This is a genomic window from Micromonospora sp. NPDC048907 (genome assembly GCF_055586885.1).
On record NZ_JBVJHI010000003.1, the window covers coordinates 180,722 to 191,965 of the forward strand.

Consider the following 11,244-nt stretch of genomic DNA (forward strand, 5'->3'; position numbering starts at 1 on the left):
AGAACTCCGGACACAACAAAGAGCGCCTGGGGCCACAATCCGCCAGGCGCACACAGAGTCTCTGGAAACCAAAACTGCAACGTGGTCAGCCTAGCACGATCTCTGCAACGCCGCGCCCTCTGTCGGAAATTCCGGCACCGCGGCGACGAGGGCGGTCAGTCCCGCGGCGTCGAGCAGGTCGGCGGGACGCACGGTCACCCCGTCCCGGACGTAGTGGAAGGCCGCCCCGACCCGGTCGACCGGCACCCCGGCCAGCTCGGCCCAGGCCAGCCGGTAGACGGCCAGCTGCACGGCCGCGGCCTCGGCCTCCCGCCCGCTGGGCTGCCGGCCGGTCTTCCAGTCGACCACGTCGTAGCGGCCGCCCGGGCGGGCGAAGACGGCGTCCATCCGGCCCCGGACCACCACCCCGGCGATCACCGTGGCGAAGGGCACCTCCACCTCCACCGGCACCCGCTCGGCCCACTCGCTGGCCAGGAAGCGCTCCTGGAGCTCGGTGAGCGCGTCGTCCGGGGCGGCGTCTTCGTCGGCCGCGCCGGGCAGCTCGTCCACGTCGAGCAGCCGGTCGGCGCCGAAGCGCTGCTCCAGCCAGGTGTGGAAGGCGGTGCCCCGCCGGGCGTACGGGTTGGGCTCGGTGGGCATCGGCCGGCGCAGCGTCCGGGCCAGGGCCTCCGGGTCGCGGCGCAGCGCCACCAGCTGCGTCACCGACAGGTGCCCCGGCAGCTCCACCTCGACCGCCTCGGCCCGACGGGCCAGCTCGGCCCGCTCGGCGAGGAGCAGGTCGGCCTCCCGCCGCCAGCGGGTCACCTCGGCGTCCTCGGCGGGCGGCCCGGGGGCGCCCGGCAGTGCCTCATCGGCGTTCCCGGCGGCCGCGGCGCCCGCGGCCAGCAGGGCCTCCTCGCGGCGGGCCGCCTCGGGGTCGGCCAGGCAGCGGCGGACCAGGGCGGCCGCCTCGGCCAGCGCCGGACGGCGGGCGCCGAGCGGGTCGGCCGGCCACTCCGCCCGCAGCACCGTCTCCGTGGTCGGGTTGACCGCGTCCCCGGCGGGCTCGGGCGCCCAGGCGTCGACCAGGTGGCCCTCCGCGCCGGCCAGGCAGGCGTCGTGCACCTCGCGGAGGAAGACCGAAGGGCCGCGGAACCTCTTCGTCCCCTCCCCCCACCAGTAGCCGGAGCAGAGCAGCAGCCGGCGGGGACGGGTCACCGCCACGTACGCCAGCCGGCGCTCCTCCCGCTCGTCGTGCGCCCGCCAGGCGTCGGCGAAGTCCTCCACCGCCCGGACCACCCCGCGCTGGTCCTCCGCCGCGGCGAGGCCCAGCTCGGGGAGCCCGTCCGCGTCGCCGCGCAGCGGGAAGGGCAGCACGCCGAGCCCGCCCAGCCAGTGGTCGGAGTTGCGCACCGGCCCGGGCCAGACGCCCCGGGTGAGCCCGGCCACCGACACCACGTCCCATTCCAGCCCCTTGGCGGCGTGCGCGGTGAGTATCTGCACCGCGCCCTCCACCACCTCGACCTCGCCCGGGGTGAGGCCGCGCTCCTCGTCCTCGGCGGCGGCCAGGTAGGCGAGGAAACCGGCAAGCGTGGCGCCGGGCGTCTCACCGCTGAACCGGGCCGCGACGTCGCCCAGCGCGTCCAGGTGGGCGCGGGCCAGGCCGGCGTCGCCGGCGCCGTCCCGGCCGGCCCGGACCGCCACCTCCACGTCCAGGCCGATGGTCCGCTCGATGTCCGCGATCAGCTCGGGCAGGGACTGGTCCAGCCGGTAGCGCAGCAGCGCCAGTTCCATCCCGTACGACCGCAGCCGCGCGAACCCCTCCGCCGAGTACGCCTGCGCCGGCCCCAGGTCGGCCAGCGCCTCGACCAGGGTGGCCTCATCCAGCGCGTCCACGGTGATCTCCGGCCCGTCGTCGCCGGTGACCTCCCGGCGGGCCCGCGCGATGGCCCGGGCGCGCCGGTGCAGGGCGACCAGGTCGCGGGGCCCGATCCGCCAGCGCGCGCCGGTGAGCAGCCGCAGCAGCGCCGCCCCGTCGGTCGGGTCCGCGAGCACCCGCAGCGTGCAGACCACGTCGCGTACCTCGGGGGTGTCCAGCAGCCCGCCCAGGCCGACCACGTCGACGGGCAGGCCGCGGGCGCGCAGCGCCGCCTCGAGAGCCGGGATCTGGCTGCGCAGCCGGACCAGCACGGCGGTGGTGGGGCGCCGGTACGCCGGGATGTGCTCGGGCAGCGCGTCGGGCATCCCGGCCGCGCCGCGCCAGGCGGCCAGCACGCTGTCGGCGATCCAGTCGGCCTCGTCGGCGTACGTCTCCAGCAGCGCGCAGTGCACGGTGCCGGCGGCCCGCCCGCCGGGGCTGCGGTGCGGGATCGGGTCGCGGACGCTGAGCGCGGCGTGCAGCTCGGGCACCCGGGCGCCGGCCGCCCGCAGCGGCACCGACAGCGCGTTGGCGACGCCGAGGATCTCCGGCCGGTTGCGCCAGCTCGTGGTGAGGCTGAGCACCTCGGCCGGTGCGCCGTCGGTGCGGGCGAACTCGGTGGGGAACCGGTCCAGCGTGCCGGCGCTGGCCCCGCGCCAGCCGTAGATGGACTGGCAGGGGTCGCCCACCGCGGTGACCGGGTGGCCCCCGCCGAACAGGGCGTTGAGGAGCACCACCTGGGCGTGGCTGGTGTCCTGGTACTCGTCGAGCAGCACCACCCGGAACCGGTCCCGCTCGATCACCCCGACCCCGGGGTGGTCGCGCGCCACCCGCGCGGCCCGGGCCAACTGGTCGGCGAAGTCCATCGCCTCGAAGTCGTCCTTGCGCCGGCCGTACGCGCGGACCAGCGGCAGCAGCTTCAGCCGGGTCTGCTGGAGCTGGAGGGCCTTGCGCACGTCGGCGTAGACCCGCCCCGGCCGGGACTGCACCTCGGCGAAGAACCGGCCGGTCCAGGCGGCCAGCTCGTCCGGATCGACCAGGTGCTCGTCCAGCTCCCCGGCGAGGGCGAGCACGGCGTCGGTGATGGTCGACGGCATCCGGTCCACCTCGGACATGTCGCCGTCGTAATTGCGGACCAGCAGGTCGACGAGCTGCCAGCGGGACGCCTCGGTGAGCAGCCGGGTCGTCGGCTCGTAGCCGGAGCGCAGCCCGTGCTCGGTGACGATCCGGCCGGCGTACGAGTGGTAGGTGGAGACGGTCGGCTCGCCCGCCAGGGGATCCTCGTGCGGGTTTCGGCCCTGCCGGCCGAGCCGGCGGATGAGCTGGTCGAGCCGGGTGCGTACCCGGTGCGCCAGCTCCCCGGCCGCCTTGCGGGTGAAGGTGAGGCCGAGGATCTGCTCGGGGCGGACGTAGGAGTTGGCGACCAGCCAGACCACCCGGGCGGCCATCGTCTCCGTCTTGCCCGAGCCGGCGCCGGCGACCACCAGCAGCGGCTCCACCGGCGCGGCGATGATCGCCGCCTGCTCCCGGGTGGGCGCCGGCAGCCGGAGCAGCCTGGCCAGCTCGACCGGGGTGTAGCGGGGGCCGGCGTCGGCGGTCCGGGGCGTCGGGGTGGCGGTGGTGCCGAACAGCGTCGGCTGCGTCGTCATGCGGGCTCCGTGGGCGGCTCGACGACCTGGCGGCCCTGCCCGGAGACCGGGCAGCTCGTGCGCACCGGGCAGACCCGGCACTTCGAGTTGGCGACGGCGGCGAAGGTGGCGGCGGCCATCGTGTCGGCGGTACGCCGGACCAGCGCGGTGGCCCAGCCGGCCTCGGGGCCCTCCCCGGCGGCGGCCTGGGCCTGTTCCTTGGCGTCCTTGGCGCCGGTGCCGAGCTGCACGAGCGCGGCGCCCCCGGACTCCTCGCCGAACTCGGCGAACGCCCCCGCCTCCACGGCCGCCTGGTAGGCGCCGAGCTGCGGGTGCTCGGCCACCTCCCGCTCGGTGACCGCGGTGGACTTGCCGGTCTTCAGGTCGATCACCACGAGCCGCCCCTCGGCGTCGACCTCCAGCCGGTCGACCCGGCCGGTCAGCTCGACGGGCCGGCGCGGGTCGTCGAGGCGGACCGCGAACTCGTGCTCGATGGCGAGCAGGCGCCGCGGGTTGCCGGCCAGCCAGCGCAGCAGCTTGTCCACCATGGCCTCGGCGCGGGACCGTTCCGGGCCGACCATCCAGCGGGCGGCCAGCTCTATGGCGTCGAACCGGGCGGCCACGTACTCCAGCAGGGCCGTCCGGTCGACGCTGGCGTCCTCGGCCAGCATGGCGGCGGCGTGCACCAGGTTGCCGACCCCCTGCGCGGCGCTGGCCGGGGCGCTGCCGCCGTGCCGTTCCAGCAGCCAGCGCAGGCTGCACCGCAGCGCGCTCTCCATGGCCGACGGGGTGACCCGCACCGGCTCGCCCTCGTCGACCAGCGGCCGGTCGTCGGAGAGGCCACGCAGCCCCCACCAGTCGTCCGGGTGCGCGCCGGGCACCCCGGCGGCGGCCAGCCGGGCCAGCTCGGCCGCCGCCGCGCGCCGCCGGGTGACCGGCGCCGCCGGGTCGGTGATCGCGGTACGCAGCTCCGCCACCAGCGCGGACAGGGTGAGCCCGCGCGGCGGCAGGGTGACCGGCAGCGCGCCGGGCACCGCGTCCTGCGGGTCCTCGTCGGCCGCCGGCACGGGACCGTCCGGCACGGGCGGGACGGTCAGCGCGGCACCGTCGCCGGGCCGCCGCCCGGCCGCGCCGCCCGCCGTACGGTCGACCGGCGCCGTACGGTCGACCGGCGCCGTGCGGTCGACCGGCGCCGTACGGTCGACCGGCGCCGTACGGTCGACCGGCGCTGGGGCGCTGTCGCCGGGGCGCCCGTCCGGGCGACCCCGCCCCGGGCCGGCGTCCCCGGTCGTGCCACCGGCGGGGCCGCCGCCGGGGCCGCTCGGGTCCGGCCCGGGTGGGGCCGTGCCGCCCCCGCCGACGGCGGGCGGGTCGGTGGCGGCCAGCTCGTGCAGGAACCGGCTCGGCTGCTCCTCGTGGTCGTCACCGCCGACCGCCGCCGATGCGACAGCGGTGACCAGCAGCCGCCGCCGCGCCCGGCTGATCGCCACGTGGAACAGCCGGCGCTCCTCGTCCAGCAACGCCGAGGTCTGCCCGACCAGGCTGGCCCGCAGCCCGGCGCCGTCGGCCCGGCCGGCGAGCACGTCGACAAGCCGCTCCGAGCCGAGCAGGCTGCCGCGCAGCCGCAGGTCGGGCCAGACGCCCTCCTGCACGCCGGCGACCGCGACCAGGTCCCACTCCAGGCCCTTGGCGGCGTGGGCGGTGAGCAGGCGGACCGCCTCGCCCCGGTCGGCGCTGGCCGCGAGGGTGTCGGCCGGCAGCTCCTGCCCGAGCACGTGGTCGAGGAAGACCTCGGTGCGCGCGCCGGGCAGCCGGTCGGTGAACCGGGCCGCCGCGTCGAAGAGCACCATGACCGCGTCCAGGTCGCGGTCGGCGGCCTCGGCCCGCCAGCGCTGCGCGGTCTCGTGCTCGCCGGTGGCGGCCCGGCCCCGGGTGATCGCCCCGGCCCAGCGCTCGGCGAGGCCACTCTCCCGCCACACCGCCCAGAGCACGTCCTCGGCGGTCGCGCCGGGCGCGGCGGCGGCCTGCCGGGCGGTGTCCAGCAGGTGTGCCACGGTCTGCGCCGGCGCCGCCCAGCGCCGCTCGACGGCGGCCAGCTCGGCCGGGTCGCGCAGGGCCTCGACGATCAGCTCGCCGGACGGGCGGCGGTCGCCGGCGGCCAGCGCGAGCGCCCGCAGCCCCTGGCGCAGCCGCCGCTCGGCGAGCGGGTCCGCGCCGCCCAGCGGCGAGTGCAGCAGGGCCACCGCCGACTCCTCGTCGAGCCGGTCGGGGTCGAGCGCGCAGCGGAGCAGGAGCAGTAGCGGGGCCACGCCGGGCTGGAGGTGCAGCGGCAGGTCCTCGCCGTGCACCACGGTCGGCACTCCGGCGGTGTGCAGGGCGCGCCGCAGCGAGGGCAGCTGCCGGCCGGTGGAGCGGACCAGCACCGCCATCCGGGACCAGGGCACCCCGTCGAGCAGGTGCGCCTCGCGCAACGCGTGGGCCAGCCAGGCGGACTCGCTGGTGGCCGAGCGGAAGGTGCGGACCTCCAGCGCCCCGGGCGGGGCGTCGGGGAGCGGGCGCAGCCGCCGGTGCGCCGCCGGGCCGCGCAGCCGGCGGGCCAGCCGGGCGGTCGCCGCCAGCAGTTCCGGCCCGGCCCGGTAGGAGGTGGTGAGCGTGACCTGGGCGGCCGGCGCGCCGGAGGCGGTGCGGAACCGGTGCGGGAAGGTGGTCACCCCGGCCGGGTCGGCGCCCCGGAAGGCGTACGTGGAGGAGTCCGGGTCGGCGAAGGCGACCAGCGGCTTGCCGCCGCCGGCGACGACGGCGAGCAGGTCGAGCTGGGCGGGGTCGGTGTCGGCCAGCTCGTCGACGTAGACGTGGGCGAGCCGGCGGCGCTCGGCGGCCAGCAGCTCGGGGTCGTCCAGCAGCATTCCGGTGGCGGCCCGGACCAGCTCGGCCGGGTCGTAGGCGATCGAGCCCCGGTTGCTCACGTCGCGCAGGGCGAGGACGGCCACGTACTCGCGGAGGAAGCGGGCGGCGGCCGGCCAGTCGGCGCGGCCCAGCTTCTCGCCCAGCCGGGCCAGCTCGACCGGGCCCACGCCCCGCTCGGCGGCGCGCATCAGCAGGTCGCGGAGCTGCTGGGCGAAGGCCCGGGTGCGCAGCGCGGGGCGCAGGTCCTCCGGCCAGCCGACCGGGTCGTCGTCCGGCTCCTCGCCGACGATGTCGAGCAGCTCGCGGATGATCAGATCCTGCTCGGGGCCGGTGAGCAGCCGGGGTGAGGGTTCGCCGCGCTCGGCGGCGGCCCGGCGGAGCAGCCCGAAGGCGTACGCCGGGAAGGTGCGGACCAGCGGCTCGCGGACCACGCGGTGGCCGTCACCGGCGATCCGCGCCTCGATCCGGTGGCGCAGCTCGGTGGCGCCCCGCCGGCCGAAGGTGAGCACCAGGACGTGTTCCGGGTCGACGCCCTCGGCCACCCGCGCGGCGACCGCCTCGACAAGCGTGGCGGTCTTGCCGGTGCCCGGGCCGCCGACGACGAGCATCGGCCCGTCGGTGTGGGCGACGACCTCGGCCTGCACCGGATCCGGCCGGCGCGGCGGCGGGTGCGCGGCATCGCCCGCGGACCCCCCGGATCGCGGCTCCGTCCCGGCCGGCCCCGCGGACCGACCACCCCCCTGCCCCGCCCCGGCGACCTGGGAGACCCCCGCCCCCACCCCACCGGCCCGGCGCACCAGCCGATACGCCTGCATCCCCGACATCCCACCACGCCGGTACGACACCCCAAAACCCCGCGCCCCGCCCCTCTCCCCCACACCCCCTGCACGGCGATCATGAGGTTGGCGGCACGCAGGGAGATCAACTTCGCCGTCAACCTCATGATCAACGGGGGCGGGGCGGGGGCGGGTCAGGTCAGGCGGGCGTCCAGGAGGTCCAGGGCCGCCGGGACCGTGTCGGCCACCAGCAGGAGGTCCAGGCCTGCGGGTTTGAGGAAGTGCTGCCTGGTCAGGGTGCGCAGCCAGTCGAGCAGGGGGCGGTAGAAGCCGTCGGCGTCGACCAGCACCATGGGCTTGGCGTGCATGGCCAGGGTGGCGGTGGTCCAGACCTCGAACAGCTCGTCCAGGGTGCCGAGCCCGCCGGGCAGGGCCACGAACGCGTCCGACTTGTCGATCATCAGGGTCTTGCGGCTGGCCATCCCGTCGGTGACCAGCAACTCGTCGGACGCCAGGTCGGCGACCTCCAGGTCGACCAGGGCCTGCGGGATGACGCCCAGCGTCCGGCCGCCGGCCGCCCGCGCCCCGTCGGCCACCGCGCCCATCATCCCCACGCACCCGCCGCCGCTGACCAGCGTGTGCCCGCGCCGGGCCAGCTCCGCGCCGGTCCTCGTGGCGAGGTCCAGCCAGCGGGCGTCGAGGGTCCGCGAGGACGCGCAGAACACGCAGACGTTCGCCACGGTCAGCCCTGCTCCGCCGGCCCGTCGGGGGCGGCCTCGGCGGCGGCCTGCTGGTCGGCGCCGAGGCGGGCGACGGCCTCCTCGCGGACGGCCTCCTGCTCGGCCGAGAGCACCGCCTCGGCCTCCACGATGTGCCGGACCGCCTCGTTGACGTCGTCGGTGAGGCAGATCAGGTCCAGGTCGTTCGGGCCGATCTTGCCCTCGGCGGCCATGCTGTTCCGCAGCCAGTCGAGCAGGCCCCGCCAGTAGTCGACGCCCATCAGCACCACCGGGAAGCGGGTCACCTTGCCCGTCTGCACCAGGGTGAGCGCCTCGAAGAGCTCGTCCATGGTGCCGAAGCCGCCGGGCAGCACCACGAAGGCCTGGGCGTACTTGACGAACATGGTCTTGCGGGCGAAGAAGTAGCGGAAGTCGATGGCCAGGTCGACCCAGTCGTTGATGCCCTGCTCGAACGGCAGCTCGATGCCGAGCCCGACGGAGAGCCCGCCCGCCCCGCTGGCGCCCCGGTTGGCGGCCTCCATCACGCCCGGCCCGCCGCCGGTGATCACCGCGTAGCCGGCCCGGGCCAGCGCGCCGCCCATCTCCTCGGCCAGCCGGCACTCGGCGCTGTCCGGCTTGCTCCGGGCCGAGCCGAAGACGCTGACCGCGGGCGGCAGGTCGGCGAGGGTGTCGAAGCCCTCGACGAACTCGGACAGGATGCGCAGCGCCCGCCAGGCGTCCCTGGTCTTCCAGTCGCCCCGGCCCCGGGAGTCGAGCAGCCGCTGGTCGGCGGTGCTGGTCGGGATGGCCTGGTTGCGCAGGGTCACGGCGCCCCGGTGCCGCACCCCGCTCGGCCCGCGGCCGGGTGGCCGCCCGTTGCTCTGGCTCATGGGGCCACCGTAGTGGAGCCGGGGCGGCGCGGTGTGGAGGCGGGCGACGCGGAGAAATTCTTCGTGATCATGGGCAACTAAATGGCTCGCTCGTACGTCTTACTATTCACATACCGGGTATGCCCGGCGACGCGCCTTCGGGGGAGGAGCCAGCGTTGATCAGCAACAGCGAGATGATCCGGATCCGCCGGCAGATGCAGCGGCGGATCCGTGACGTGGTGGCCGAGCGCCGCCGCGCCCGGATGATGGAAGCCCACCACACCGACCTCACCGGCGAGACCACCGAGACGGACACCCCGCTGACGACCACGCTCTGATGGTCCGACCGGGGGCCCGCGCCACCGGCGCGGGCCCCCGGTCGCGTACTCAGGACGGGGCGAGCCAGCGGTGCAGCGTGGCCGCGCCGTCGCGGATCTTCGTCAGCTCGACGTGCTCGTCCCTGTGGTGGGCCAGGTTGGGGTCGCCGGGGCCGAAGTTCAGCGCCGGGATGCCCATGGCGGCGAACCGGGCCACGTCCGTCCACCCCAACTTGCCGATCGGGGCCGCCCCGACCGCGGCCAGGAACTCCTGCGCCGGCGGGTTGTCCAGGCCCGGGGCCGCGCCGGCCGCCGCGTCGGTGACCGCCAGGTCGAAGCCGGCGAACACCTCGCGCAGGTGCGCCTCGGCCGCCGCCGGGTCACGGTCCGGGGCGTACCGGTAGTTGATTTCGATCTCGCAGCGGTCGGGGACGACGTTGCCCGCCACCCCGCCGGTGATCCGCACCGCGTTCAGGCCCTCGCGGAAGTCGCAGCCCTCGATGGTGACCCGGCGCGCCTCGTACGCGGTCAGCCGGCGCAGCACCTCGCCGGCGCCGTGGATGGCGTTCACCCCGTGCCAGGAACGGGCCGCGTGGGCCCGCTCGCCGTGCGTGGTGACGATCGCCCGCATGGTGCCCTGGCAACCCGCCTCGACGATCCCGTACGTCGGCTCCAGCAGCAGCGCGAAGTCGGCGGTGAGCCACTCCGGGTGCGCCTGGGACACGAGGGTGAGGCCGTTGTACCTCGACTCGATCTCCTCGGCCTCGTAGAAGAAGTAGGTCACGTCGTAGCGCGGGTCGGGCAGGGTCACGGCCAGGTGCAGCGCGAAGGCCACGCCCGACTTCATGTCGGAGGTGCCGCAGCCGTACATCAGGTCGCCGCGCATGGTCGACGGGAAGTTGTCGTTGAGCGGCACGGTGTCCAGGTGGCCGGCGAGCACCACCCGCCGCGACCGGCCCAGGTCGGTGCGCGCCATCACCGTGTTGGAGTGCCGGTAGGTGGTGAGGTGCGGCACGCCCCGCAGCACCTCCTCGACGCAGTCGGCGATCGCCTTCTCGTTGAGCGACACGGACTCGATGTCGACCAGCGCGCGGGTCAGCGCCACCGGATCGGCCAAGACCTCGGGGGTCAACGGGTTCTGCATGTCTCGCACGGTACCGTCAGCACCGTGACGACCGCACAGTCTGCCTGGGGCATCGGCCTGGCCACGATCACCGCTGACGACCAGGTGCTGGACACCTGGTATCCGACCGGGAAGCTGGGGCTCGGCGAGCTGCCGCTGGTCGCCGGCGAGGACGAGGCCGACGTGCTGGACCTGCCGCCCGGCGCGGTCGGCGAGCGGGCGCTGCCCGGCCTGCGCACGGTCCAGGTGGTCACCGTGATCGGCTCGCTGGACGACCCGATCAAGGACGCCCCGGACGCGTACCTCCGGTTGCACCTGCTCTCCCACCGCCTGGTGCGGCCCAACGAGCTGAACCTCGACGGCATCTTCGGCAAGCTGGCCAACGTGGCCTGGACCTCGGCCGGGCCGTGCCCGCCGGAGCGGGTCGACGAGCTGCGGGTGATCGAGCGGGCCGCCGGCCGCCACCTGTCCGTGCACGGCGTGGACAAGTTCCCCCGGATGACCGACTACGTGGTCCCGGCCGGCGTGCGCATCGCCGACGCGGACCGGGTCCGGCTCGGGGCGCACCTGGCCGCCGGCACCACCGTGATGCACGAGGGCTTCGTCAACTTCAACGCCGGCACGCTGGGCACCTCGATGGTCGAGGGGCGGATCGTGCAGGGCGTGGTGGTCGGCGACGGCTCGGACATCGGCGGCGGCGCGTCGATCATGGGGACCCTCTCCGGCGGTGGCACCGAGAAGGTGCGCATCGGCGAGCGCAGCCTGGTCGGCGCCAACGCGGGCGTGGGCATCACCCTGGGCGACGACTGCGTGGTGGAGGCCGGCTGCTACATCACCGCCGCCTCGAAGATCACCCTGCCGGACGGGCGGGTGGTCAAGGCCCGCGAGCTCTCCGGCGTGGACGGCCTGCTGTTCTGGCGCAACTCGGTGACCGGCGCGCTGGAGGCGAAGCCGCGCACCGGCCGGGGCATCGAGCTGAACGCGGCGCTGCACGCCAACGACTGAGCG

7 protein-coding genes are annotated in these 11,244 nt (G+C 76.0%); 2 read left to right on the forward strand and 5 right to left on the reverse strand.

The features are described 5' to 3' along the window. Nucleotides 1-90: 90 nt before the first annotated feature. The 4 genes from ACZ6PY_RS10360 to ACZ6PY_RS10375 all read right to left on the reverse strand — a co-directional run bounded on the left by ACZ6PY_RS10360 (nt 91) and on the right by ACZ6PY_RS10375 (nt 8,817). The gene (locus ACZ6PY_RS10360) at nt 91-3,546 is read right to left on the reverse strand and encodes an ATP-dependent helicase (RefSeq protein WP_466071043.1); all 3,456 of its coding nucleotides are present in this window, start codon (nt 3,544-3,546) and stop codon (nt 91-93) included. Beyond that, entirely contained in the window at nt 3,543-7,247 is a 3,705-nt protein-coding gene (locus ACZ6PY_RS10365; protein WP_466071045.1) for an ATP-dependent helicase, read from the reverse strand. The genes ACZ6PY_RS10360 and ACZ6PY_RS10365 overlap by 4 nt, the downstream gene beginning before the upstream one ends. Before the next feature lie 155 nt (nt 7,248-7,402). Beyond that, nucleotides 7,403-7,948 (reverse strand): LOG family protein, encoded by a 546-nt coding sequence (locus tag ACZ6PY_RS10370; protein WP_466071046.1) that lies wholly within the window; start codon nt 7,946-7,948, stop codon nt 7,403-7,405. Between the two features lie 2 nt (nt 7,949-7,950). Then, on the reverse strand, nt 7,951-8,817 hold the full coding sequence (locus ACZ6PY_RS10375; protein WP_466071048.1) for an LOG family protein: 867 nt from the start codon (nt 8,815-8,817) through the stop codon (nt 7,951-7,953). 155 nt (nt 8,818-8,972) lie between these two features. Between ACZ6PY_RS10375 and ACZ6PY_RS10380 the strand changes: the two genes are divergently transcribed. Beyond that, on the forward strand, nt 8,973-9,134 hold the full coding sequence (locus ACZ6PY_RS10380) for a hypothetical protein (RefSeq protein WP_357938449.1): 162 nt from the start codon (nt 8,973-8,975) through the stop codon (nt 9,132-9,134). A 49-nt stretch (nt 9,135-9,183) separates the two neighbouring features. On the opposite strand, the gene dapE is transcribed toward ACZ6PY_RS10380, so the two are convergent. Further along, nucleotides 9,184-10,257, reverse strand: a complete 1,074-nt coding sequence (gene dapE / locus ACZ6PY_RS10385) for a succinyl-diaminopimelate desuccinylase (protein ID WP_466071050.1) — start codon at nt 10,255-10,257, stop codon at nt 9,184-9,186. 24 nt (nt 10,258-10,281) lie between these two features. On the opposite strand from dapE, the gene dapD reads away from it, so the two are divergent. Next, nucleotides 10,282-11,241, forward strand: a complete 960-nt coding sequence (dapD, locus tag ACZ6PY_RS10390; protein ID WP_466071052.1) for a 2,3,4,5-tetrahydropyridine-2,6-dicarboxylate N-succinyltransferase — start codon at nt 10,282-10,284, stop codon at nt 11,239-11,241. The last annotated feature ends 3 nt before the right edge of the window (nt 11,242-11,244 follow it).

Excerpts from the sequence above, each read along its gene's own strand:
- ACZ6PY_RS10360 (WP_466071043.1), bottom strand. The coding sequence starts at position 3,546 with ATGACGACGCAGCCGACGCTGTTCGGCACCACCGCCACCCCGACGCCC.
- ACZ6PY_RS10365 (WP_466071045.1), bottom strand. The coding sequence starts at position 7,247 with ATGCAGGCGTATCGGCTGGTGCGCCGGGCCGGTGGGGTGGGGGCGGGG.
- ACZ6PY_RS10375 (WP_466071048.1), bottom strand. The coding sequence starts at position 8,817 with ATGAGCCAGAGCAACGGGCGGCCACCCGGCCGCGGGCCGAGCGGGGTG.
- dapE (WP_466071050.1), bottom strand. The coding sequence starts at position 10,257 with ATGCAGAACCCGTTGACCCCCGAGGTCTTGGCCGATCCGGTGGCGCTG.